The organism is Mesorhizobium sp. M2E.F.Ca.ET.209.01.1.1, from assembly GCF_004010375.2.
Classification (GTDB): domain Bacteria; phylum Pseudomonadota; class Alphaproteobacteria; order Rhizobiales; family Rhizobiaceae; genus Mesorhizobium.
In genome coordinates, this window is record NZ_SADP02000032.1 from 28,241 (window position 1) to 51,582 (window position 23,342).

Sequence of the window (23,342 nt, forward strand, 5' to 3'; positions counted from 1 at the left end):
GAGCCATGAGCAGCAAGACCTGGACGGCAGTCGACGACTATATCGTTTCCTCGCTTTTCGAAGCGGACCCCGTGCTGGATGCAGTGCTTAAGGCCAACCGCGACCAGGGGCTTCCGGCCATCGATGTCTCGGCGGCGCAAGGCAAATTGCTGTCGCTGTTGGTGCGCATCCGCGGCGCGAAGACCGTGCTGGAGGTTGGCACGCTCGGCGGCTATTCGACGATTTGGATGGCGAGGGGACTGCCGGCGGACGGGAAGGTGGTGACGCTGGGGAGCTCGATCAGCATCACGCCAAGGTTGCGCGCTCCAATTTCGAGCGGGCAGGGGTTTCCGGCAAGGTCGACCTACGGGTCGGTCCCGCGCTCCAGTCGCTCGCCGCACTGGTTGACGAAAATGCCGGCCCCTTCGACCTGATCTTCATCGACGCCGATAAGCCCAACAACCCGAATTATCTCGACTGGGCGATGAAGCTGTCGCGCCCGGGCGCGGTCATCGTCTGCGACAACGTCATCCGCGACGGTGCGGTGCTCGATACGGATGGTCGCGACGCCAATGTCGAAGGAGCGCGTGCGGCATTCTCCTTCATCGGCGCCGAGAAGCGGCTGGACGGAACAGCCATCCAGACAGTTGGCGCCAAGGGCTACGACGGATTCGCGATCGCGATCGTCAAATGACATCGTGCCGTAAATGACGGTGATATCAGACCATTCGGTCGTGCCCACTTGTCATCGGCTTTTCGTTTGACGACCGGCTTCCCCAACCCGTCGCTGCTTCGCAGCGCCACCTTTCCCCTTCGGAGGGAAAGGAAGGGAGCTTTGCTGGACGAGCGCTGACGACAAAAAGCTCGGCGCCTTTCCTCTACCCCGTCGATCGGGGGAGAGGTGGCTCGGCGAAGCCGAGACGGAGTGGGGGTCGACCTGGCGCGAGCGTGCATTGCAGCCAGGTCGGCGATCACAACTCAGTCGAAGAACGCTTCGACCACGTTACGCTTGCCCAGCATGAAGGCGTCGGCGACGTGCTGCAGCGGCGCGAGATCTACATCCGAGACTCCCGCGCGAACGATCTCGGCGAAATGCTTGTAGAGCATCGGGTATTCGGCTTCCGGCTCGTCATGGACGATCTTGCCGTCGACGGCGAGCTTGGCGCCGCCGCCCGACAGCACCATCTGGCCCTTGTCGGTCTCGGCCAGGATGTCCCAGCTCTGCGGGCCGGTCTGCAGCCAGTCGAGCTCCATCGTCACCGGCAGGCCGTTCGAGGTGCGGAAGGCGACATGCGCGGCGACCGGAGCCGCGCGGTTTTCCGGAAAGTCGAGCACGGCCGAGGTGATGAACATCGGCGGCAGGATGTGGGCGGCAATCGACAGCGCGTTGATGCCCGGATCGAAGACGCCGAAGCCGCCCGGTTCCCAAATCCATTCCTGGTTCGGATGCCAGCGGCGCACATCTTCCTTCCAGTTGATGGCAGCGGAAGTGAGCTTGGCCGAAGCCAGGAAACTACGCGCGGCCCCGACCGCCGGCGCATAGCGCGAATGCCAGCTGGCGAAGAGCGAGACGCCGTTCTTTGCGGCAAGCGCCTTGAGATGCTCGACCTCGCTCACCGTCGCGCCTGGCGGCTTTTCGAGGAACACATGCTTCTTCGCTTCCAGCGCGGTGCGCGCCGCATCGTAGCGGAACTGCGGCGGCATGCAGAGCGAGACCGCATCGAGGCCGGGTTCGGCTGCAAGCATCGCCTCGATCGTCGGGTAGTTCGGAATGCCGTCGACCTTGCCGTGGCGGCTAGCCGCGGCGGCAAGCTGGTAATCGCCGTCCTTGGCGACCGCGGGCAGGTGCTGGTCGCGCACGATCTTGCCCACGCCGACGATGCCGAGCTTGATGGGATTGCTGGTCATGGGAACTCCGGAAGCAAAGAATGGCTGTCTAATAGGGAAGCGTTGGGGGGCAGAGCGGGGAAGGGACGTTGCGCACGGCAGCGAGGTCAGAACGGCTCGTCGAAAGTGACGATCGAGACCTCGCCTTCCAGCGCGCCCTGATAGGCCGACAAATGCGGCTCCTCGTCGGGCTCGCCTTCCATGTCGCCAATCTGGTCGAGCTCGGCCTCCGCGAATCCTTCCGCGGCAAGTGATTCGAGCGCGCGACGCACGGCAGAATCATCGTCGGGCGCGACGAGCATCACATGCACGCCCTCGGGCTTGCCTCCTTTCTTGCGCCAGACTCGTCCGGTGATGATGGTGACCGGCCGTTCTTCATTGTCGTTCACGGGCTGATTCCTCGTTTTCCGGCGGAAAGTCCGGTTGAAGCCGCCTTTTGGCACGAAGCCGGTGCGGAAGACAGCCGCAAGCCGGTCACTTTCTTCCTCGCTCTTGAAAAAAGGCGCAATAAAATTACATGCGTTTCGCGCATGGCTGCCAAGCCTCGAATTGACCGCAATATTTGCCGTTGCGGGGTTGACGGGCAATGGCCTTACGAGTAGAAGCCGCGACGTCAGAACCGATGTGAGACTAGCCTTTCCGAGGCGACACGCTTTGGAGTTTGTCTCAAACAGGGTTCGTTTTACGAGCGAAAAGACATTTCCGGCGCGCATGAAGCGGCTTCCGCTTCCTCTGCAATTTGTTCGGGCAGGACCGCGAGGCGCGGTGTGTTGCCCGAATTCGCGTATGGAAATGACGCTTTGAGCGGCCCTGACAGGGCAGACACGGAATTGAGAGACAAGAGGGTTTAATGCCTACCGTCAACCAGCTGATCCGCAAGCCGCGCCTGGCGCCGGTGAAGCGCAACAAGGTCCCGGCCATGCAGCAGAACCCGCAGAAGCGGGGCGTCTGCACGCGCGTCTACACCACGACGCCGAAGAAGCCGAACTCGGCGCTGCGCAAGGTGGCCAAGATTCGCCTGACCAACGGTTTTGAGGTGATCGGCTACATCCCCGGCGAAGGCCACAACCTTCAGGAACACTCGGTGGTCATGATCCGCGGCGGCCGCGTCAAGGATCTGCCGGGCGTCCGCTACCACATCATCCGCGGCGTGCTCGACACGCAGGGTGTGAAGAACCGCAAGCAGCGTCGTTCGAAATACGGCGCCAAGCGTCCGAAGTAAGGGTTTCCCATGTCCCGTCGTCACAGTGCAGAAAAGCGTGAGATCAATCCGGATCCCAAGTTCGGCGATCTGATCGTCACCAAGTTCATGAACGCCGTCATGTATGACGGCAAGAAGTCGGTTGCCGAGACCATCGTCTATGGCGCGCTGGACCAGGTCCAGGCCAAGACCAAGCAGGAGCCGGTCACCGTCTTCCACCAGGCGCTCGACAATGTCGCGCCGCATGTGGAAGTGCGCTCGCGTCGCGTCGGCGGCGCCACCTACCAGGTTCCGGTCGACGTGCGCCCCGAGCGCCGTCAGGCGCTGGCCATCCGCTGGCTGATCGCCGCGGCCCGCAACCGCAACGAGACCACGATGGTCGACCGCCTCTCGGGCGAGCTGATGGACGCGGCCAACAACCGCGGCACCGCCGTCAAGAAGCGTGAAGACACCCACAAGATGGCGGAAGCCAACCGCGCCTTCGCGCATTACCGCTGGTAACGCGAAAGAGACTGAGAGGCACCTCCCATGGCCCGCGAATACAAGATCGAAGACTACCGCAATTTCGGTATCATGGCGCATATCGACGCCGGCAAGACGACGACGACCGAGCGCGTCCTGTACTACACGGGCAAGTCGCACAAGATCGGCGAAGTCCATGACGGCGCTGCCACCATGGACTGGATGGAGCAGGAGCAGGAACGCGGCATCACCATCACGTCCGCCGCGACCACGACCTTCTGGAAGGGTCGTGACGGCAAGATGCGCCGCTTCAACATCATCGACACTCCCGGACACGTCGACTTCACCATCGAAGTCGAGCGTTCGCTGCGCGTGCTCGACGGCGCCATCGCGCTGCTCGATGCCAACGCCGGCGTGGAGCCGCAGACCGAGACGGTGTGGCGCCAGGCCGACAAGTACCACGTGCCGCGCATGATCTTCTGCAACAAGATGGACAAGATCGGCGCCGACTTCTACCGCTCGGTGGAAATGATCGGTTCGCGCCTCGGCGCGCAGGCCGTCGTCATGCAGCTGCCGATCGGCGCCGAGACCGAGTTCAAGGGCGTCGTCGACCTCGTCGAGATGAACGCGCTTGTCTGGCGCGATGAAACCCTGGGCGCCGCCTGGGACGTCGTCGAGATCCCGGCCGACCTCAAGGAAAAGGCCGCTCAGTTCCGTGAGAAGATGATCGAAGCCGCCGTCGAGATGGACGAGACCGCGCTCGAGAACTACCTCGAAGGCAACATGCCGTCGAACGACGAGATCCGCGCGCTGATCCGCAAGGGCACCATCGCGGTCAAGTTCTTCCCGATGTTCTGCGGTTCGGCTTTCAAGAACAAGGGCGTGCAGCCGCTGCTCGACGCCGTCGTCGAATACCTGCCGTCGCCGATCGACGTGCCGGCCATCAAGGGTGTCGACGCCAAGACCGACGCCGAGATCGAGCGTCACGCCGATGACAACGAGCCGCTGTCGATGCTGGCGTTCAAGATCATGAACGACCCGTTCGTCGGTTCGCTGACCTTCGCCCGCATCTATTCGGGCAAGCTCACCAAGGGCACCTCGCTCGACAACACGGTGAAGGGCAAGAAGGAACGCATCGGCCGCATGCTGCAGATGCATGCGAACTCGCGCGCCGACATCGAAGAGGCTTACGCCGGCGACATCGTTGCGCTGGCCGGCCTCAAGGATACGACCACCGGCGACACGCTCTGCGATCCGCTGCACCCGGTCATCCTCGAGCGCATGGAATTCCCCGATCCGGTCATCCAGATCGCCATCGAGCCGAAGACCAAGAACGACCAGGAAAAGATGGGCCTCGCGCTGCATCGCCTGGCGGCTGAGGATCCGTCCTTCCGCGTCAAGACCGACGAGGAAAGCGGTCAGACCATCATCGCCGGCATGGGCGAGCTGCATCTCGACATCATCGTCGACCGCATGCGCCGCGAGTTCAAGGTGGAAGCCAACGTCGGCGCGCCGCAGGTGGCCTATCGTGAGACGATCACCCGCACGCACGAACAGGATTACACGCACAAGAAGCAGACCGGCGGTACCGGCCAGTTCGCTCGCGTCAAGATCCTGTTTGAGCCGAACACCGAGAGCGAAGAGTTCGTGTTCGAGTCCAAGATCGTCGGCGGTGCGGTTCCGAAGGAATACATCCCGGGCGTCGAGAAGGGCATCAACAGCGTCATGGGTTCCGGCCCGTTCGCCGGCTTCCCGATGATCGGCGTCAAGGCGACCCTGATCGACGGCGCCTTCCACGACGTCGACTCCTCGGTGCTGGCGTTCGAAATCGCTTCTCGCGCCTGCTTCAAGGAAGCTGCTCCGCGCCTCGGCGTGCAGCTGCTCGAGCCGATCATGAAGGTCGAGGTCGTGACGCCGGAAGATTATGTCGGCGGCGTTATCGGCGACCTCAATGGCCGTCGTGGCCAGATCCAGGGCCAGGAAGCGCGCGGCGTTGCCGTCGTCATCAACGCGATGGTGCCGCTGGCGAACATGTTCAAGTACGTCGACAATCTGCGTTCGATGTCGCAGGGCCGCGCCCAGTACACGATGCAGTTCGACCACTACGAGCCGGTTCCGACCGCGGTCGCCCAGGAAGTTCAGAAGAAATACGCGTAACTCGAGCGGGTTGCACGAGACCTTAATTCAAGGCCCGCACGGGCAGGCAGGAATGGAGAGATCACATGGCAAAAGGTAAATTCGAGCGCACCAAGCCGCATGTGAACATTGGCACGATCGGCCACGTCGATCATGGCAAGACGTCGCTGACGGCGGCGATCACGAAGTATTTTGGCGAATACAAGCGCTATGACCAGATCGACGCGGCCCCGGAAGAGAAGGCGCGCGGCATCACGATCTCGACGGCGCATGTCGAGTATGAGACGGCCAACCGTCACTATGCCCACGTCGACTGCCCCGGCCACGCCGACTATGTGAAGAACATGATCACCGGCGCCGCGCAGATGGACGGCGCGATCCTGGTCGTGTCGGCCGCCGACGGCCCGATGCCGCAGACCCGCGAGCACATCCTGCTGGCCCGTCAGGTCGGCGTGCCCTCGATCGTGGTGTTCCTCAACAAGGTCGACCAGGTCGACGACGCCGAGCTGCTCGAGCTGGTCGAGCTCGAGGTTCGCGAGCTTTTGTCGAAGAACGAGTTCCCCGGCGACGACATTCCGATCGTCAAGGGCTCGGCGCTGGCCGCTCTTGAAGACTCCAACAAGACCATCGGCGAGGACGCCATCCGCGAGCTGATGGCTCAGGTCGACGCCTACATCCCGACGCCGGTCCGTCCGCTGGACAAGCCGTTCCTGATGCCGATCGAAGACGTGTTCTCGATCTCGGGCCGCGGCACGGTGGTGACCGGCCGCGTCGAGCGCGGCGTAGTCAAGGTTGGCGAGGAACTGGAAATCGTCGGCATCCGTCCGACCGCCAAGACGACCTGCACGGGCGTGGAAATGTTCCGCAAGCTGCTCGACCAGGGCCAGGCGGGCGACAACATCGGCGCGCTGCTGCGCGGCATCGACCGTGAGGGCGTCGAGCGCGGCCAGGTTCTGGCCAAGCCCGGCTCGGTGAAGCCGCACAAGAAGTTCGTGGCCGAAGCCTACATCCTGACCAAGGACGAAGGTGGCCGTCACACGCCGTTCTTCACCAACTACCGTCCGCAGTTCTACTTCCGCACGACGGACGTGACCGGCATCGTGACGCTGCCGGCCGGCACCGAGATGGTGATGCCCGGCGACAACATCACCGTCGACGTCGAGCTGATCGTGCCGATCGCGATGGAAGAGAAGCTGCGCTTCGCCATCCGTGAAGGCGGCCGCACCGTCGGTGCCGGCATCGTCGTCACCATCAAAGAGTAATTGGACTGAAACGGATCTGTCGCGGGCGCGGGAGCTGCCCGCGCCGCGCCAGAACAAGGAATTGACGCATGAACGGACAGAATATCCGCATCCGCCTTAAGGCGTTTGACCACCGGGTGCTCGACGCCTCGACGCGCGAAATCGTGTCGACCGCCAAGCGCACCGGCGCCAACGTCCGCGGCCCCATTCCGCTGCCGACGCGGATCGAAAAATTCACGGTCAACCGGTCGCCCCACGTCGACAAGAAGAGCCGCGAGCAGTTCGAGATGCGCACGCACAAGCGTCTGCTCGACATCGTCGATCCGACCCCGCAGACGGTCGATGCTTTGATGAAGCTCGATCTGGCCGCCGGTGTCGACGTCGAGATCAAGCTCTAAGGGATTGAGAGCGCGGTAAGGGGCGCTGCCCCTGGCCCGGAACTCTAAAGGAATTGAACCGATGCGTTCAGGTGTGATTGCAAAGAAGGTGGGAATGACCCGCATCTATAACGATGCCGGGGAACACGTTCCCGTCACCGTTCTCCAGATGGAGAACTGCCAGGTCGTGGCTCAGCGCACGCAGGAGAAGAACGGCTACACCGCCGTGCAGCTCGGCGTTGGCCTTGCCAAGGTGAAGAACACGTCGAAGGCGCTGCGCGGCCATTTCGCCGCCGCCTCCGTCGAGCCGAAGGCGAAGCTCGCCGAGTTCCGCGTCTCCGCCGACAACATGATCGACGTCGGCGCCGAGCTGACCGTCGAGCATTTCGTCGCCGGCCAGAAGGTCGACGTCACCGGCACCTCGACCGGTAAGGGTTTCCAGGGTGTGATCAAGCGGCACAACATGGGTGGTGGCCGCGCGACCCACGGTAACTCGGTCTCGCACCGCACGCACGGCTCGACCGGTCAGCGCCAGGACCCCGGCAAGGTGTTCAAGGGCAAGAAGATGGCCGGCCACATGGGTGACACCCGCGTGACCACGCAGAATGTCGAAGTCGTCTCGACCGACGCCGATCGCGGCCTGATCCTGATCCGCGGCGCGGTTCCCGGCGTCAAGGGCGCCTGGATCCTGGTTCGCGACGCCGCCAAGGTTGCGCTGCCGGCCAACGCGCCGAAGCCCGCCGCGATCCGTGCTGCCGCTGCCGCCAAGAACGAAGCCCCGGCCACTGAGGGAGCGGAATAATGGACCTCAAGATCACAACGCTCGGCGGCAAGGACGCCGGCAAGGTGAAACTCTCCGAGGAGATTTTCGGCCTTGACCCGCGCGAGGACATCCTGCAGCGCGTCGTGCGCTGGCAGCTCGCCAAGAAGCAGCAGGGCACGCACAAGGCCAAGGGCCGCGCCGAAATCGCGCGCACCGGCGCCAAGATGTACAAGCAGAAGGGTACGGGCCGCGCCCGTCACCATTCGGCTCGCGCTCCGCAGTTCCGCGGCGGCGGCAAGGCGCACGGCCCGGTCGTGCGCAGCCATGAGCACGACCTGCCGAAGAAGGTGCGCGCGCTTGGCCTCAAGCACGCTCTCTCGGCCAAGGCCAAGAGCGCTTCGCTCATCATCGTCGACGAGCTGAAGCTTGCCGAAGCCAAGACCAAGGCGCTGGCGGCGAACCTCGAGACGCTGGGGCTGACCAACGCCCTGGTGATCGGCGGCGCCGAGCTTGACCAGAACTTCAAGCTGGCGGCGACCAACATTCCCAACATCGACGTGCTGCCCATCCAGGGCATCAACGTCTACGACATTCTGCGCCGCGGCACGCTGGTCCTTTCCAAGGCCGCCGTCGAGGCTCTCGAGGAGCGCTTTAAATGACCGACCTCCGTCACTACGACGTGATCGTCTCGCCGGCGATCACCGAAAAGTCGACCATGGCTTCCGAGCAGAACCAGGTCGTCTTCAACGTCGCCAAGAAGGCGTCGAAGCCGGAAATCAAGGCTGCCGTGGAAGCTCTCTTCGGCGTCAAGGTGACGGCTGTGAACACGCTCGTCCGCAAGGGCAAGATCAAGCGCTTCCGCGGCACGGTTGGCCGCCAGGGCGACGTCAAGAAGGCGGTTGTGACGCTGGCCGACGGCCAGTCGATCGACGTCGCGACGGGTCTCTGAGCAAGGCCGCGAGGACAGGACAATGGCACTCAAGAAATTCAACCCGGTAACGCCGAGCACCCGCCAGCTGGTCATCGTCGACCGCTCGGGCCTCTACAAGGGCAAGCCCGTCAAGGGCCTGACCGAAGGCCTGACCAAGTCGGGCGGCCGCAACAACTACGGCCGCATCACGGCCCGCTTCATCGGCGGCGGTCACAAGCGTTCGTATCGCATCATCGACTTCAAGCGTAAGAAGTACGATGTCGTCGGCACGGTCGAGCGTATCGAATACGATCCGAACCGCACCGCCTTCATCGCGCTGATCAAGTATGACGACGGCGAGCTGTCCTACATCCTGGCCCCGCAGCGCCTTGCTGCCGGCGACAAGATCGTGGCTGGCGAGGCGGTCGACGTGAAGCCGGGCAACGCGATGCCGCTGGCCTCGATGCCGGTCGGCACGATCGTCCACAACATCGAGCTGAAGCCGGGCAAGGGCGGCCAGGTCGCCCGTTCGGCTGGCGGTTACGCCCAGCTCGTCGGCCGCGACCAGGGCATGGCGATCCTGCGCCTCAACTCGGGCGAGCAGCGCGTCGTGCACGGCTCCTGCATGGCCACCGTCGGCGCGGTGTCGAACCCCGACCACGGCAACATCAATGACGGCAAGGCCGGTCGCACCGTTTGGCGCGGCAAGCGTCCGCACAATCGCGGCGTGGCCATGAACCCAGTCGACCATCCGCATGGCGGCGGCGAAGGCCGCACCTCGGGTGGCCGTCATCCGGTTTCGCCTTGGGGCAAGCCGACCAAGGGCAAGAAGACGCGGTCCAACAAGGCGACCGACAAGTTCATCCTGCGCTCGCGCCATCAGCGCAAGAGCTAAGAAGAGGTAACGCCAAGTGACTCGTTCGATTTGGAAAGGCCCCTTCATCGACGGCTACCTTCTCAAGAAGGTGGACAAGGTTCGTGAAGGCGGTCGCAATGAGGTGATCAAGATGTGGAGCCGTCGCTCCACCATCCTGCCGCAGTTCGTCGGCTTCACCTTCGGTGTCTACAACGGCCAGAAGCACGTCCCGGTCTCGGTGAACGAGGACATGGTCGGCCACAAGTTCGGTGAATTCGCTCCGACCCGGACCTATTACGGTCACGGCGCGGATAAGAAGGCGAAGAGGAAATAATCATGGGCAAGGCCAAAGCTCCGCGCAGGCTTGCTGATAACGAGGCGCGTGCCGTTCTGCGCACGATCCGTATCAGCCCGCAGAAGCTCAACCTGGTTGCCGCGCTGATCCGCGGCAAGAAGGTCGCGACCGCGCTTTCCGACCTCGAATTTTCGGCCAAGCGGATTTCCGGCACGGTCAAGAAGACGCTGGAATCGGCGATCGCCAACGCGGAAAACAATCACGACCTCGATGTCGATGCGCTGGTGGTGGCGGAAGCCTATGTCGGCAAGTCGATCGTCATGAAGCGTTTCCACGCTCGTGGCCGCGGTCGCGCCAGCCGTATCGAGAAGCCGTTCTCGCACCTCACGATCGTCGTTCGTGAAGTCGAGGAAAAAGGGGAGGCCGCATAATGGGCCAGAAAGTCAATCCGATCGGTCTGCGTCTCGGCATCAATCGTACCTGGGATTCGCGCTGGTTCGCGAACACCGGCGAGTACGGCCAGCTGCTGCATGAGGACCTCAAGATCCGCAAGTATCTCGAGAAGGAACTCAAGCAGGCCGCGATCTCCAAGGTCGTGATCGAGCGTCCGCACAAGAAGTGCCGCGTCACCATCCACGCCGCGCGTCCGGGCCTGATCATCGGCAAGAAGGGCGCCGACATCGAGAAGCTGCGCAAGAAGCTGACCGAGATGACGAAGTCCGAGACGCACCTCAACATCGTTGAAGTGCGCAAGCCTGAGATCGACGCCACGCTGATCGCCCAGTCGATCGCCCAGCAGCTCGAGCGCCGCATCGCATTCCGCCGCGCCATGAAGCGTGCCGTTCAGTCGGCCATGCGTCTTGGCGCCGAAGGCATCCGCATCAACTGCTCCGGCCGTCTCGGCGGCGCCGAAATCGCGCGCATGGAGTGGTACCGCGAAGGCCGCGTGCCGCTGCACACGCTGCGCGCCGATGTCGACTACGGCACGGCCGAGGCTAACACGGCTTACGGCATCTGCGGCGTCAAGGTGTGGGTGTTCAAGGGCGAGATCCTCGAGCATGACCCGATGGCTTCCGAGCGCCGTGCAACCGAAGGCGATGCCGCGCATGGCGGCGGTGCTGGTGGCGAGCGCGAACGCGGCCGTCGTCGCGAGAACGCCTGAGACATTTGAGAATTTGGAGTTAGAACGATGCTGCAGCCAAAGCGCACAAAGTTCCGTAAGCAGTTCAAGGGCCGTATCCACGGTACCGCCAAGGGCGGCACCAACCTGGATTTCGGCGGTTTCGGGCTGAAGGCGCTTGAGCCGAACCGCGTCACCGCGCGTGAGATCGAGGCGGCCCGCCGCGCGATCACCCGCGAGATGAAGCGTGCCGGCCGCGTCTGGATCCGGGTGTTCCCGGATCTGCCGGTCACCTCGAAGCCGACCGAAGTCCGCATGGGTAAGGGCAAGGGCGCCGTCGACTACTGGGCGGCGCGCGTCAAGCCCGGCCGCATCATGTTCGAGATCGATGGCGTCAGCGAGGAGACCGCGCGTGAGGCGCTGCGTCTCGGCGCCGCCAAGCTCTCGGTCAAGACGCGCTTCGTGCAGCGCATCGCAGAATAAGGACAGCCGATCATGAAAGCCGAAGACATCCGGACCAAGACCCAGGATCAGCTGACCGACGACCTGGCAGCCCTCAAGAAGGAGCAGTTCAATCTGCGCTTCCAGAAGGCCACCGGCCAGCTCGAGAAGACCGCGCGCGTGAAGCAGGTCCGCAAGGACATCGCGCGCATCAAGACCATCGCCGCGGAAAAAGCCGCGGCCAAGAAGGGTTAAGACCATGCCGAAGCGTATCCTGCAGGGCACCGTCGTCAGCGACAAGAACGAGAAGACGGTTGTCGTCAAGGTCGAGCGTCGCTTCACGCATCCGGTGATGAAGAAGACCGTGCGCATGACCAAGAAGTACAAGGCGCACGACGAGAACAACGCCCACAAGGTCGGCGACCAAGTGTTTATCCAGGAATCGAAGCCGATTTCGAAGGACAAGCGCTGGGTCGTGGTTACCTCGGACCAAGCGTAAACAAACGAATTTTGGACAGACCGGGGAGGGGCGTCGCGCGCCTGTCCCGTTAGAAAAGAAGAAGGCGGCCAGTCATGATTCAGATGCAAACAAACCTCGACGTCGCGGACAATTCCGGCGCCCGTCGTGTCATGTGCATCAAGGTGCTGGGCGGCTCGAAGCGGAAGTACGCCTCCGTCGGCGACATCATCGTGGTGTCGATCAAGGAAGCCATTCCGCGCGGCCGCGTTAAGAAGGGCGATGTGATGAAGGCGGTCGTGGTTCGCACGGCCAAGGACATCCGCCGCCCGGACGGCAGCGTGATCCGTTTCGACAAGAACGCGGCCGTTCTCGTCGACAATAAGAAAGAGCCGATCGGCACCCGTATCTTCGGACCGGTTCCGCGCGAGCTGCGCGCCAAGAACCACATGAAGATCATCTCGCTCGCGCCTGAAGTGCTGTAAGGAGCCGGACCAATGCAAAAGATCAGAAAAGGCGACAAGGTCGTCGTGCTTGCCGGCAAGGACAAGGGCCGTTCGGGCGAAGTCCTGTCGGTGCAGCCGAAGGAAGACACCGCGGTCGTCCGCGGCGTGAACCTCATTCGCCGTCACCAGAAGCAGACCCAGTCCCAAGAGGGCGGGATCATCACCAAGGAAGCGCCGATCCACCTGTCGAACATCGCGCTGGCCGACCCCAAGGACGGCAAGCCGACCCGCGTCGGCTTCACCATCCAGAAGGACGGCAAGAAGGTGCGCGTCGCCAAGCGCTCGGGAGAAGTCATCAATGGCTAAGGCTGAAACCAAGCAGGCGGCTGCCAAGAACGAGCCGCGCCTCAAGAAGGTCTACAACGAGACCATCCGCAAGGCGCTGCAGGAGCAGTTCGGCTACGACAACGACATGCAGGTTCCGCGCATCGACAAGATCGTGCTGAACATGGGTGTCGGCGAAGCAACCGCCGATTCCAAGAAGCCCTCGGTCGCGGCCGAGGATCTCGCGCTGATCGCCGGCCAGAAGGCCGTCGTGACCCGCTCGCGCAAGTCGATCGCGGGCTTCAAGGTGCGCGAGAACATGCCCATCGGCGCCAAGGTCACGCTGCGCAAGGAACGCATGTACGAGTTCCTCGACCGCCTCGTGAACATCGCGCTGCCGCGCGTTCGCGACTTCCGCGGACTGAACCCGAAGAGCTTTGACGGCCGTGGCAACTACGCCATGGGCATCAAGGAGCACATCGTGTTCCCGGAGATCAACTACGACAAGGTCGATCAGGTCTGGGGCATGGACGTCATCGTTTGTACGACGGCGAAGACGGATGACGAGGCCAGGGCTCTGCTCAAGGCCTTCAACTTCCCCTTCCGCCAGTAACGGCAGCGAAAAAGGAAAAATCTGAAATGGCAAAGACCAGCTCAGTCGAGAAGAACAACCGGCGGCGCAAGCTCACCGGTCAGTACGCCGCCAAGCGCGCCGCGCTGAAGGCCATCATCATGGATCAGTCCAAGCCGATGGAAGAGCGTTTCCGCGCCCAGTTGAAGCTTTCGGCGCTGCCGCGCAACTCGGCCAAGATCCGCATCCGCAACCGCTGCGAAGTCACGGGCCGTCCGCGCGCCTACTATCGCAAGCTCAAGCTTTCGCGTATCGCGCTTCGCGATCTGGGCAACACCGGCCAGATCCCGGGCCTGGTCAAGTCGAGCTGGTAAGGAGACACTGAGATGTCATTGAGCGATCCTCTCGGCGATATGCTGACCCGTATCCGCAACGCCTATGGCCGCAAGAAGTCGAGCGTTTCGACCCCGGCCTCGCGTCTGCGCGCCCGCGTTCTCGACGTGCTGAAGTCGGAAGGCTATATCCGCGACTACAGCCAGACCGACTTCGAAAACGGCAAGTCGGAAATCGAGATCGAGCTGAAGTATTTCGATGGCGCCCCGGTCGTGCGCGAAATCGAGCGCGTCTCGAAGCCCGGCCGCCGCGTCTATGTCTCGGCCAAGTCGATCCCGCAGGTCGCCAACGGCCTCGGCATCGCCATCCTTTCGACGCCGAAGGGCGTCATGGCCGACCATGAAGCGCGTGAGCAGAATGTCGGCGGCGAGATCCTCTGCCAGATCTTCTGATCGGCCAAGAGATTGATGAATGGGCTTCGGTTCTCGGGATCGCGCCCGGGAACTGGAACCTGAAACCAAAGAAGTGACGAGGACAACAAAATGTCTCGTATCGGAAAGAAACCCGTTTCGCTGCCGCAGGGCGTGACCGCGACCGTCAACGGCCAGACCGTGACGGCGAAGGGCCCGAAGGGCGAGCTGAAGTTCGTGGTGAACGACGAAGTGCTGGTGAAGATGGAGAACAACGAGATCTCCGTCGAGCCGCGCGACCAGACCAAGACCGCCCGCTCCAAGTGGGGCATGTCGCGCACGCAGATCGTCAACATTCTGCAGGGCGTGAAGGACGGCTTCGAGAAGAAGCTCGAGATCACCGGCGTCGGCTATCGTGCTGCGCTGCAGGGCAAGAACCTGCAACTGGCGCTTGGCTTCAGCCATGACGTGATCTACCAGACGCCGCAGGGCATCACCATCACCGTGCCGAAGCCGACCGAAATCACGGTCTCGGGCATCGACAAGCAGCAGGTCGGCCAAGTCGCCGCCGAGATCCGCGAGTATCGCGGTCCGGAGCCGTACAAGGGCAAAGGCGTGCGCTATGCCGACGAGCGCATCGTGCGCAAGGAAGGCAAGAAGAAGTAAGAAGTGTAACGCCGCGGGGAGCGGCCGCGGGAGGCTTGGCCTACCGCACAGGGTTGCCCCCGTTTTCTGAAGGCAGGGAACTGATAGTATGAGCACAAAAGAAGCCACCCAGCGCCGCGCGCAGCGCATCCGCCGCCAGATCAAGAAGGTCGCCGGCGAGCGCCCGCGTCTGTCGGTGCATCGCACATCGAAGAACATCTACGTCCAGGTGATCGACGACGCCAAGGGCCACACGCTGGCCGCCGCCTCGACGCTCGAGAAGGACCTCAAGGGTTCGCTCAAGACCGGCGCCGACACCGCTGCCGCCGCCGCCGTCGGCAAGCTGATCGCAGAGCGCGCCGCCAAGGCCGGCGTCAAGGAAGTCGTCTTCGATCGCGGCCCGTACATCTATCATGGCCGCGTCAAGGCGCTGGCCGAGGCTGCCCGCGAAGGCGGTCTCAGCTTCTGATTTTAAACCGTCGGCGACCGAAATGCGGCGTCGGCAAACAGCAACCCGTGCTTCCGGAAAAGAACAAGGAACAGGATATGGCACAGGAACGTAGAGAAGGCGGCCGCGGCCGCGAGCGTGAACGCGAAGAGCGTGACGACGGCATGGTGGACAAGCTTGTCCACATCAACCGCGTCGCCAAGGTGGTGAAGGGTGGCCGTCGTTTCGGCTTTGCCGCTCTCGTCGTCGTCGGCGACCAGAAGGGCCGCGTTGGCTTCGGCCACGGCAAGGCGCGCGAAGTGCCGGAAGCGATCCGCAAGGCGACCGAATCGGCCAAGCGCGACATGATCTTCGTGCCGCTGCGTTCAGGCCGCACGCTGCATCACGACGTCGAGGGCCGCTGGGGCGCCGGACGCGTTCTGCTGCGGGCCGCCAAGCAGGGTACCGGCATCATCGCCGGCGGCCCAATGCGCGCCGTTTTCGAGACGCTCGGCATGCATGACGTGGTCGCCAAGTCGATGGGTTCGTCGAACCCCTACAACATGGTTCGCGCCACCTTCGATGCGCTGAAGAGCCAGATGCATCCGAAGGATGTGGCTGCCGCGCGCGGCATCAAGTACTCGACCCTTCAGGCCCGCCGCGGCACCGCCGTTGCGGCTGAAGAATAGTCGACGCTGACCAGGGATTTCGACCATGGCCAAGAAAGCTACCAAGACCATCACCGTCGAGCAGATCGGCTCCCCGATCCGCCGGCCGAAGGAGCAGCGCGCGACGCTGGTCGGCCTCGGCTTGAACAAGATGCACAAGCGGCGCACGCTGGAAGATACCCCTTCCGTGCGCGGCATGATCGCCGCCGTCCAGCACCTCGTCCGCGTCGTGGACGAGGCCTGAACGGAAGCGCAGGAGAAGAATGATGAAACTCAACGATCTGCGTGACAAGGACGGCGCCACGCATTCCAGGAAGCGCCTCGGTCGCGGCATCGGCTCCGGCTCGGGCAAGACCGCCGGTCGCGGCGTCAAGGGTCAGAAGGCCCGTTCGGGCGTTGCCATCAACGGCTTCGAGGGTGGCCAGATGCCGCTCTACCGGCGCCTGCCGAAGCGCGGCTTCAACAACCTGTTCGGCAAGAGCTTCGCGGTTGTGTCGCTGGCCAAGATCCAGGCGGCTGTCGACGCCAAGAAGCTGGACGCCAAGGCTGCCGTGACAGCCGAGGCCCTGGTCGCCGCCGGCGTCATCCGTCGCGCCAAGGACGGCGTGCGCGTGTTGTCCGACGGCGAACTCAAGGCAAAACTCTCCTTCGACGTCGCCGGCGCCTCCAAGGCCGCGATCGATAAGATCGAGAAGGCCGGCGGTTCGGTGAAGCTGCCGGAAGCGGCCGCCGCCGAGTAACGGCGATTTGAAGCGCGGCCGGGCGGGATGACTTCGCATTTTCCCTCGAACCGCGCTTTGACCAGATGAATTGGGCGGCCGCGTCAACGCGGCCGCTTGCATGTTTAAGGTCCGGAGCTTATCTCGTGAGCTTCGGTGACATGCGCCGCCGAGGGCGTCGAGCGTGACACGGAAATCAATGAAGTAGAGCAGACTGTTGTCCGAAAACCGCTCCACACTTTTCGGCATCATGCTCTAGCGGAGAATCAGGCATGGCTTCGGCTGCTGAACAACTAGCCTCCAATCTGAATTTCGCGGCCTTCGCCAAGGCCGAGGATCTCAAGAAGCGCATCTGGTTCACCATCGGTGCGCTGCTCGTTTACCGCCTCGGCACCTACATCCCGCTTCCCGGCATCAATCCCGACGCTTTCGCCCAGGCCTTCTCCTCGCAGAGCAAGGGCGTGCTCGGCATGTTCAACATGTTCGCCGGCGGCGCCGTGCAGCGCATGGCGATCTTCGCGCTGGGCATCATGCCCTACATCTCCGCCTCCATCATCATGCAGCTGATGACCTCGGTCATCCCGTCGCTGGAAGCGCTGAAGAAGGAAGGCGAGCAGGGCCGCAAGATCATCAACCAATACACGCGCTACGGCACCGTGCTCCTGGCGCTGATCCAGGCCTACGGCATTTCGATCGGGCTTGAGGGCGGTAACGGCATCGTCAACGATCCTGGCATGTTCTTCCGCATCTCGACCGTCGTCACGCTGGTCGGCGGCACCATGTTCCTGATGTGGCTCGGCGAGCAGATCACGGCGCGCGGCATCGGCAACGGCATTTCGCTGATCATCTTCTCCGGCATCGTCGCCGGCCTGCCGCGGGCGATCTCCGGCACGCTGGAGCTCGGCCGCACCGGCGCGTTGTCGACGGGCCTTATCCTCGCGATCATCGTGCTGGCCATCGTCGTCATCGCGCTCATCGTCTTCTTCGAACGCGCGCAACGCCGACTCCTCATCCAGTATCCGAAGCGCCAGGTCGGCAACCGCATGTTCCAGGGCGATACCTCGCATTTGCCGCTGAAGCTCAACACTTCGGGCGTCATCCCGCCGATCTTCGCGTCCTCGCTGCTGCTTTTGCCGGCAACCGTCGCGGGCTTCTCGCAGGCGACGAACCTGCCGGCCTGGGCAAGCACCATCCTGGCCTCGCTCGGTCACGGCCAGCCGCTGTACATGATCTTCTATGCGGGCATGATCGTCTTCTTCGCCTTCTTCTACACGGCGATCGTCTTCAACCCGAAGGACACGGCCGACCAGCTCAAGAAGCATTCCGGCTTCATCCCTGGCTATCGTCCGGGCGAGCGCACAGCCGAATATATCGACTATGTTCTGACGCGTATCACCGTCATCGGCGCCATCTACCTGGTGCTGGTCTGTCTGTTGCCTGAGTTCCTGATTTCAGCGACTGGCGTACCTTTCTACCTCGGTGGCACATCGCTTCTGATCGTGGTCAGTGTCACGCTCGACACGGTGGCGCAGATTCAGGGTCACCTGATCGCGCACCAGTATGAGGGCCTGATCAAGAAGTCGAAGTTGCGTGGGGGGAAGAGGAGCAGATGAGGCTGATATTGCTTGGGCCGCCAGGGGCGGGCAAGGGGACGCAAGCACAAAGACTGGTAGAACAACACGGTATCCCACAGCTCTCGACGGGGGACATGCTGCGTGCCGCCGTCCAGGCCGGAACCGAGGTCGGCAAGCGCGCCAAGGCGGTGATGGATGCCGGCGAACTGGTCTCTGACGCAATCGTCAACGCCATCGTCGCCGAGCGCATCGATCAGCCGGATTGCGCCAAGGGCTTCATCCTCGACGGCTATCCGCGCACGCTGGTCCAGGCGGACGCGGTCGAGGCGATGCTTGCCGAGCGCGGCATTGCGCTCGACACCGTCATCGAGCTTGTCGTGGACGACAAGGCGCTGGTCGGGCGAATCGTCAAACGCGCCGAGGATGCTCAAGCCGCCGGCCAGCCGGTGCGCAAGGACGACAACCCGGCGGTGTTCGAGGAACGCCTGCGCGAATACTACAAGAAGACGGCGCCGCTGACCGGCTACTACTACGCCAAAGGCAAGCTCAAGACCGTCGACGGCATGGCCAGCATCGATGCCGTGACCGACGAGATCGGTAAGGTGCTCGCGGCCGCGGCGAAATAGCTCGCGCCGGCAATTGAAGATTGCGCTTGACTGAAGTAGGCCGTTGGGGTATGGCGGCCCGTCTTCCTATCAGGCATGGACTTTGCTTGCCCTTGCGGGCAAGGCATCCGCTTTGAACCAGGAAACTCCCGCAAGGGCCGGCCTCCACCGGACGCGGGGTAACTTGAACGCCGGCTCGTCCGGCCTACATGGAGAAAGAGAAGAACATGGCTCGTATAGCCGGCGTCAACATTCCGACCAACAAGCGCGTCGTCATCGCGCTTCAGTACATTCACGGCATCGGCAAGAAGTTTGCCCAGGAGATCGTCGACAAGGTCGGCATCCCGGCGGACCGCCGCGTCAACCAGCTGACCGACGCGGAAGTGCTGCAGATCCGAGAGACGATCGACCGCGACTACCAGGTCGAAGGCGACCTGCGCCGCGAAGTCTCGATGAACATCAAGCGGCTCATGGACCTCGGCTGCTACCGCGGCCTGCGTCACCGCCGCTCGCTGCCGGTCCGTGGCCAGCGCACGCATACCAATGCACGCACCCGCAAGGGCCCGGCCAAGGCGATCGCCGGCAAGAAGAAGTAATTGAGCGAATAGCGAGTAGTCATTAGCGAGTAGGGCTCTATTCGCTACTCACTACCCCCTACTCGCTTCCTGAGGTGGAGCCGCTGGCATTACGGCGGTGTAGAGATCAACTGAAAGGACTACCATGGCCAAGGAAGCCGCTCGTGTTCGCCGTCGCGAACGCAAGAACATCTCGTCGGGCGTTGCCCACGTCAATTCGACCTTCAACAACACCATGATCACCATCACCGACGCGCAGGGCAATTCGATTGCCTGGTCGTCGGCCGGTGCCCAGGGCTTCAAGGGCTCGCGCAAGTCGACCCCGTTCGCCGCCCAGATGGCTGCCGAGGACGTCGCCAAGAAGGCGCAGGAACACGGCATGCGCATGCTCGAGGTCGAGGTCTGCGGACCCGGCTCCGGCCGTGAATCGGCCCTTCGCGCGCTGCAGGCCGCCGGCTTCACCATCACCTCGATCCGCGACGTGACGCCGATCCCGCACAATGGCTGCCGCCCGCGCAAGAAGCGTCGCGTCTGATTTTTAAGCGCCGCGCGAACGCCACGGCGTTCCTCCGCGGTTTTCCGTGTCGCCCGCCACGATTGGATGGTGGCGGGGCAAAGGAAGGAAGACATTTATGATCCAGAAAAACTGGCAGGAACTGATCAAGCCGAACAAGATCGAGTTCTCGTCGAAGAAGAAGACGCTGACCACGCTGGTGGCCGAGCCGCTCGAACGCGGTTTTGGTCTGACGCTGGGCAACGCGCTGCGGCGCGTGCTTCTGTCTTCGCTGCGCGGCGCGGCCGTCACCGCCGTGCAGATCGACGGCGTGCTGCATGAATTCTCGTCCATCGCCGGCGTGCGCGAGGACGTGACCGACATCGTGCTCAACATCAAGGAAATCGCCATCCGCATGGAAGGCGATGGCCCCAAGCGCATGGTCGTGCGCAAGCAGGGCCCGGGCGCCGTGCTCGCCGGCGACATCCAGACCGTGGGCGACGTCGAGATCCTCAACCCCGACCACGTCATCTGCACGCTGGACGAGGGCGCCGAGATCCGCATGGAGTTCACCGTCGACACCGGCAAGGGCTATGTGCCGGCCGAGCGCAACCGCGCCGAGGACGCGCCGATCGGCCTGATCCCGGTCGACTCGCTCTACTCGCCGGTCAAGAAGGTCTCCTACAAGGTCGAGAACACCCGCGAGGGCCAGGTGCTCGACTATGACAAGCTGACCATGACCATCGAGACCAACGGCTCGATCTCGGGCGAGGACGCGGTCGCTTTCGCCGCCCGCATCCTGCAGGACCAGCTCGCGCTGTTCGTCAACTTCGACGAGCCGCAGAAGGAAGTTGCGACCGAGGCCGTCACCGAGCTCGCCTTCAACCCGGCGCTGCTCAAGAAGGTCGACGAGCTCGAACTTTCGGTGCGTTCGGCCAACTGCCTGAAGAACGACAACATCGTCTATATCGGCGACCTGATCCAGAAAACCGAAGCCGAGATGCTGCGCACCCCGAACTTCGGCCGCAAGTCGCTGAACGAGATCAAGGAAGTGCTGGCGGCCATGGGTCTCCATCTCGGCATGGAAGTGCCGGACTGGCCGCCGGAAAACATCGAAGACCTCGCAAAGCGTTACGAAGACCAATATTGAGCATGAATTCCAAGGATCGGCGGCGCGAGCCGCTCGATCCGACGGTCATGCAGAAAACCATCAGAGGCCGTGGCCTCTTGAACAACTGAAGAAGGAAAAGAGCCATGCGCCACGGTTTCAAAGGCCGTCGTTTCGCCCGCAGCATCAGCCATCGCAAGTCGATGTTCGCCAACCTCGCCGTGTCTCTGATCGAGCACGAGCAGATCGTCACCACCCTGCCGAAGGCGAAGGACCTGCGTCCGATCGTCGAGAAGCTCGTCACGCTCGGCAAGCGCGGCGACCTGCACGCCCGTCGTCAGGTCATCGCCCAGATCGGCAATGAAGGCGTCGTCAAGCGCCTGTTCGAGACCCTCGCTCCGCGCTACGCAACCCGCAACGGCGGCTATCTGCGCATCATGAAGGCGGGCTTCCGCAAAGGCGACAACGCCGCCATGGCGGTCATCGAATTCGTTGACCGCGACACCTCGGCCAAGGGCGCCGCCGACCGCGCCCGCCTCGAGGGGGAAGGCACCAATGAGGAAGCCGCGGCCGCCTGAGGACTGGGTTTTCCTCAATGACTTCAAGGGGCCTTCGGGCCCCTTTTGCATTTGGAGCAGGTTGAGTCGAGTGAGCGGATATTTCACGTCCAGGCCCAAGCTTTTGCGCGACAAGTGTCGCATTTGTGTGCATTAGCCTTTCATTCTGCACAATCGTCGGGACAATGGCGCCCGATCTGGAGGGATTCGAAAATGCACCTCAAACGACTGTTTCTTGTTGCCGCGCTGGCCGTCTTCGCCGTGGCACCGGCCGCAAGACAGGCTTTTGCTGAGGACGCCGCCAAGCCGGCCGATCCGGGCCTTTCCGATGTGCTGACCGATCTCTTGCACGGTGTGGAAGGCGAGAACGGCACGTCCGGACCCGACAAGCGTGTGCCGTTCGGCCGCGAGGAGGTGCAGCTTTCCTTCGCGCCGCTGGTCAAGCAGACGGCGCCTGCCGTCGTCAATGTCTACGCCTCGCAGACCGCCAAGGTGACGTCACCTTTCGAGGGCGATCCCTTCTTCGAGGAGTTCTTCGGCCGCGCCCAGCCGCGCGCGCAGTCTTCGCTGGGCTCGGGCGTGCTGGTCGATCCGAGCGGCGTCATCGTGACCAACTTCCACGTCATCAAGGACGCCGATGAGGTGAAGGTCGCGACAGCGGATGGGCGCGAGTTCACCTCCAAGGTCATGCTCAAGGACGAGACGCTCGATCTCGCCGTGCTCAAGATTTCGGCCGACAAGCCGTTCCCGGTGATCGCCATCGGCGATTCCGACGCGCTGGAGGTCGGTGACCTCGTGCTGGCCATCGGCAATCCGTTCGGTGTCGGCCAGACCACCACCAGCGGCATTGTCTCGGCGCTCGCCCGCAGCCATATCGGCGTTTCGGATTCGGGCTACTTCATCCAGACCGACGCCGCCATCAACCCCGGCAATTCCGGCGGCGCGCTGATCAACATGGGCGGCCAGCTGGTCGGCATCAACACGGCGATCTACAGCCGCAGCGGCGGCTCGATCGGCATCGGCTTCGCCATTCCCTCGAACATGGTGCGCGCCTTCGCCGACGCCGCCAAGGCCGGGCTCGATTTCTTCGAGCGGCCCTATATCGGCGCCGAGTTCGAACTGGTGACGCCGCAGATCGCCGAATCGCTCGGCATGGAAAAGCCGACCGGCGCATTGGTCTCATCGGTCGAGGGCGCCGGCCCGGCCGGCAAGGCCGGCCTGAAGCCCGGCGACGTTATCCTGTCGCTCAACAACACCCCGGTCGAAAGCATCGAGGCGCTCGACTATCGCATGGCCACGCTCTCGATCGGCACCAAGGCGACCTTCGTCGTGCTGAGCAAGGGCCAGCAGGCGACGCTGGAAATTCCGCTGGAGCGCGCGCCGGAAGGCGCCAAGCCCAGCGAGGTGACCTTGCGCGGCCGCAGTCCATTTGCGGGCGCCAAGGTCGCGGAGCTGTCGCCCAGGCTTGCCCAGCGGCTTGGCCTTCGCACCGATCTCAAGGGCGTCACCGTCATCGATATCAGCCGCGATTCGCCGGCCGCCGATTTCGGCTTCCAACCCGGCGATATCGTGCGCGAGGTGAACGGAACCAGCATCGACACCGCGGCAACGCTGGCGCAGATTGCCCAACAGGACACGCGCTGGTGGCGCTTTACCGTCGAGCGCGGCGGGCAGATACTGCGCCAGGTGTTGCGTTATTGAGGCGGTCTGCCCATTTAGAGCATGATCCCGAACCGAAGGCCGCTTGGCAGAAAACGGGAAC

Annotated in this window: 34 protein-coding genes and 1 pseudogene; 33 read left to right on the top strand and 2 right to left on the bottom strand. The window is 63.2% G+C overall.

What is annotated here, in order from left to right; all coding sequences use genetic code 11:
- Nucleotides 1–5 precede the first annotated feature (5 nt).
- Nucleotides 6–673: pseudogene (locus EN852_RS32670) on the top strand (O-methyltransferase).
- 284 nt (nt 674–957) lie between these two features.
- Here EN852_RS32670 and EN852_RS32675 read toward each other — a convergent pair.
- Both EN852_RS32675 and EN852_RS32680 read right to left on the bottom strand, forming a co-directional pair.
- On the bottom strand, nt 958–1,887 hold the full coding sequence (locus tag EN852_RS32675; protein WP_127879983.1) for a Gfo/Idh/MocA family oxidoreductase: 930 nt from the start codon (nt 1,885–1,887) through the stop codon (nt 958–960).
- A gap of 86 nt (nt 1,888–1,973) precedes the next feature.
- Nucleotides 1,974–2,255 (bottom strand): hypothetical protein, encoded by a 282-nt coding sequence (locus tag EN852_RS32680; RefSeq protein ID WP_040983044.1) that lies wholly within the window; start codon nt 2,253–2,255, stop codon nt 1,974–1,976.
- Nucleotides 2,256–2,716: 461 nt separating this feature from the next.
- On the opposite strand from EN852_RS32680, the gene rpsL reads away from it, so the two are divergent.
- The 32 genes from rpsL (at nt 2,717) to EN852_RS32845 (ending at nt 23,281) form a co-directional block, all read left to right on the top strand.
- On the top strand, nt 2,717–3,088 hold the full coding sequence (gene rpsL, locus EN852_RS32690) for a 30S ribosomal protein S12 (protein ID WP_006202128.1): 372 nt from the start codon (nt 2,717–2,719) through the stop codon (nt 3,086–3,088).
- A gap of 9 nt (nt 3,089–3,097) precedes the next feature.
- Complete coding sequence (gene rpsG / locus EN852_RS32695; RefSeq protein ID WP_027170372.1) at nt 3,098–3,568, top strand: 30S ribosomal protein S7; 471 nt, start codon at nt 3,098–3,100, stop codon at nt 3,566–3,568.
- A 27-nt stretch (nt 3,569–3,595) separates the two neighbouring features.
- Nucleotides 3,596–5,686, top strand: a complete 2,091-nt coding sequence (gene fusA, locus EN852_RS32700) for an elongation factor G (protein ID WP_127868898.1) — start codon at nt 3,596–3,598, stop codon at nt 5,684–5,686.
- Between the two features lie 65 nt (nt 5,687–5,751).
- Nucleotides 5,752–6,927, top strand: a complete 1,176-nt coding sequence (gene tuf, locus EN852_RS32705) for an elongation factor Tu (protein WP_040983039.1) — start codon at nt 5,752–5,754, stop codon at nt 6,925–6,927.
- Nucleotides 6,928–6,995: 68 nt separating this feature from the next.
- Nucleotides 6,996–7,304, top strand: a complete 309-nt coding sequence (gene rpsJ, locus EN852_RS32710; RefSeq protein WP_006205468.1) for a 30S ribosomal protein S10 — start codon at nt 6,996–6,998, stop codon at nt 7,302–7,304.
- 61 nt (nt 7,305–7,365) lie between these two features.
- Nucleotides 7,366–8,085 carry a 50S ribosomal protein L3 gene (rplC, locus tag EN852_RS32715; protein ID WP_127867963.1) on the top strand — a complete coding sequence of 240 codons (720 nt, stop codon included), beginning with the start codon at nt 7,366–7,368 and terminating at the stop codon, nt 8,083–8,085.
- Nucleotides 8,085–8,705, top strand: coding sequence for a 50S ribosomal protein L4 (gene rplD / locus EN852_RS32720; RefSeq protein ID WP_112129138.1), 621 nt, complete (start codon nt 8,085–8,087; stop codon nt 8,703–8,705). The genes rplC and rplD overlap by 1 nt, the downstream gene beginning before the upstream one ends.
- Nucleotides 8,702–8,995 carry a 50S ribosomal protein L23 gene (locus EN852_RS32725; RefSeq protein ID WP_040983033.1) on the top strand — a complete coding sequence of 98 codons (294 nt, stop codon included), beginning with the start codon at nt 8,702–8,704 and terminating at the stop codon, nt 8,993–8,995. Before rplD ends, EN852_RS32725 begins: the two co-directional genes overlap by 4 nt.
- A 22-nt stretch (nt 8,996–9,017) precedes the next feature.
- Nucleotides 9,018–9,851 carry a 50S ribosomal protein L2 gene (gene rplB / locus EN852_RS32730; RefSeq protein ID WP_126084116.1) on the top strand — a complete coding sequence of 278 codons (834 nt, stop codon included), beginning with the start codon at nt 9,018–9,020 and terminating at the stop codon, nt 9,849–9,851.
- A gap of 16 nt (nt 9,852–9,867) precedes the next feature.
- Nucleotides 9,868–10,146 (top strand): 30S ribosomal protein S19, encoded by a 279-nt coding sequence (rpsS, locus tag EN852_RS32735; RefSeq protein ID WP_006205463.1) that lies wholly within the window; start codon nt 9,868–9,870, stop codon nt 10,144–10,146.
- 2 nt (nt 10,147–10,148) lie between these two features.
- Nucleotides 10,149–10,538, top strand: coding sequence for a 50S ribosomal protein L22 (gene rplV, locus EN852_RS32740; RefSeq protein ID WP_010909277.1), 390 nt, complete (start codon nt 10,149–10,151; stop codon nt 10,536–10,538).
- Entirely contained in the window at nt 10,538–11,269 is a 732-nt protein-coding gene (rpsC, locus tag EN852_RS32745; protein ID WP_040983028.1) for a 30S ribosomal protein S3, read from the top strand. The genes rplV and rpsC overlap by 1 nt, the downstream gene beginning before the upstream one ends.
- Nucleotides 11,270–11,296: 27 nt before the next feature.
- On the top strand, nt 11,297–11,710 hold the full coding sequence (rplP, locus tag EN852_RS32750) for a 50S ribosomal protein L16 (RefSeq protein WP_027170364.1): 414 nt from the start codon (nt 11,297–11,299) through the stop codon (nt 11,708–11,710).
- Nucleotides 11,711–11,722: 12 nt separating this feature from the next.
- Entirely contained in the window at nt 11,723–11,923 is a 201-nt protein-coding gene (gene rpmC / locus EN852_RS32755; RefSeq protein ID WP_042642190.1) for a 50S ribosomal protein L29, read from the top strand.
- A gap of 4 nt (nt 11,924–11,927) precedes the next feature.
- Complete coding sequence (gene rpsQ, locus EN852_RS32760) at nt 11,928–12,167, top strand: 30S ribosomal protein S17 (protein ID WP_042642192.1); 240 nt, start codon at nt 11,928–11,930, stop codon at nt 12,165–12,167.
- Nucleotides 12,168–12,241: 74 nt separating this feature from the next.
- Complete coding sequence (gene rplN, locus EN852_RS32765) at nt 12,242–12,610, top strand: 50S ribosomal protein L14 (protein ID WP_006205457.1); 369 nt, start codon at nt 12,242–12,244, stop codon at nt 12,608–12,610.
- Between the two features lie 12 nt (nt 12,611–12,622).
- On the top strand, nt 12,623–12,937 hold the full coding sequence (rplX, locus tag EN852_RS32770) for a 50S ribosomal protein L24 (protein ID WP_040983021.1): 315 nt from the start codon (nt 12,623–12,625) through the stop codon (nt 12,935–12,937).
- On the top strand, nt 12,930–13,508 hold the full coding sequence (gene rplE, locus EN852_RS32775; protein ID WP_127230323.1) for a 50S ribosomal protein L5: 579 nt from the start codon (nt 12,930–12,932) through the stop codon (nt 13,506–13,508). Before rplX ends, rplE begins: the two co-directional genes overlap by 8 nt.
- A 26-nt stretch (nt 13,509–13,534) precedes the next feature.
- Nucleotides 13,535–13,840 (top strand): 30S ribosomal protein S14, encoded by a 306-nt coding sequence (gene rpsN, locus EN852_RS32780; RefSeq protein ID WP_112129141.1) that lies wholly within the window; start codon nt 13,535–13,537, stop codon nt 13,838–13,840.
- A gap of 12 nt (nt 13,841–13,852) precedes the next feature.
- A complete protein-coding gene (gene rpsH / locus EN852_RS32785; RefSeq protein ID WP_040994628.1) occupies nt 13,853–14,251 on the top strand; it encodes a 30S ribosomal protein S8 in 399 nt (132 codons plus the stop codon).
- A 90-nt stretch (nt 14,252–14,341) separates the two neighbouring features.
- Nucleotides 14,342–14,875 (top strand): 50S ribosomal protein L6, encoded by a 534-nt coding sequence (gene rplF / locus EN852_RS32790; RefSeq protein ID WP_127867964.1) that lies wholly within the window; start codon nt 14,342–14,344, stop codon nt 14,873–14,875.
- Nucleotides 14,876–14,963: 88 nt separating this feature from the next.
- Nucleotides 14,964–15,323, top strand: coding sequence for a 50S ribosomal protein L18 (rplR, locus tag EN852_RS32795; protein ID WP_040994632.1), 360 nt, complete (start codon nt 14,964–14,966; stop codon nt 15,321–15,323).
- A gap of 77 nt (nt 15,324–15,400) precedes the next feature.
- The gene (rpsE, locus tag EN852_RS32800; protein ID WP_027046810.1) at nt 15,401–15,970 is read left to right on the top strand and encodes a 30S ribosomal protein S5; all 570 of its coding nucleotides are present in this window, start codon (nt 15,401–15,403) and stop codon (nt 15,968–15,970) included.
- A gap of 25 nt (nt 15,971–15,995) precedes the next feature.
- Entirely contained in the window at nt 15,996–16,193 is a 198-nt protein-coding gene (gene rpmD / locus EN852_RS32805; protein ID WP_027170355.1) for a 50S ribosomal protein L30, read from the top strand.
- 22 nt (nt 16,194–16,215) lie between these two features.
- Nucleotides 16,216–16,689, top strand: a complete 474-nt coding sequence (gene rplO, locus EN852_RS32810; RefSeq protein WP_127879985.1) for a 50S ribosomal protein L15 — start codon at nt 16,216–16,218, stop codon at nt 16,687–16,689.
- Between the two features lie 251 nt (nt 16,690–16,940).
- A complete protein-coding gene (gene secY / locus EN852_RS32815) occupies nt 16,941–18,281 on the top strand; it encodes a preprotein translocase subunit SecY (protein ID WP_095818133.1) in 1,341 nt (446 codons plus the stop codon).
- Complete coding sequence (locus EN852_RS32820) at nt 18,278–18,868, top strand: adenylate kinase (RefSeq protein WP_127879986.1); 591 nt, start codon at nt 18,278–18,280, stop codon at nt 18,866–18,868. Before secY ends, EN852_RS32820 begins: the two co-directional genes overlap by 4 nt.
- A gap of 206 nt (nt 18,869–19,074) precedes the next feature.
- The gene (rpsM, locus tag EN852_RS32825; protein ID WP_027170351.1) at nt 19,075–19,443 is read left to right on the top strand and encodes a 30S ribosomal protein S13; all 369 of its coding nucleotides are present in this window, start codon (nt 19,075–19,077) and stop codon (nt 19,441–19,443) included.
- Between the two features lie 124 nt (nt 19,444–19,567).
- Nucleotides 19,568–19,957 (top strand): 30S ribosomal protein S11, encoded by a 390-nt coding sequence (rpsK, locus tag EN852_RS32830; protein WP_006205444.1) that lies wholly within the window; start codon nt 19,568–19,570, stop codon nt 19,955–19,957.
- Nucleotides 19,958–20,054: 97 nt separating this feature from the next.
- Entirely contained in the window at nt 20,055–21,065 is a 1,011-nt protein-coding gene (locus EN852_RS32835; protein ID WP_040994640.1) for a DNA-directed RNA polymerase subunit alpha, read from the top strand.
- Between the two features lie 104 nt (nt 21,066–21,169).
- A complete protein-coding gene (gene rplQ / locus EN852_RS32840; RefSeq protein WP_127879987.1) occupies nt 21,170–21,601 on the top strand; it encodes a 50S ribosomal protein L17 in 432 nt (143 codons plus the stop codon).
- Nucleotides 21,602–21,793: 192 nt separating this feature from the next.
- Nucleotides 21,794–23,281: a DegQ family serine endoprotease gene (locus tag EN852_RS32845; protein ID WP_127879988.1), complete on the top strand. Its 1,488-nt coding sequence runs from the start codon at nt 21,794–21,796 to the stop codon at nt 23,279–23,281.
- The last annotated feature ends 61 nt before the right edge of the window (nt 23,282–23,342 follow it).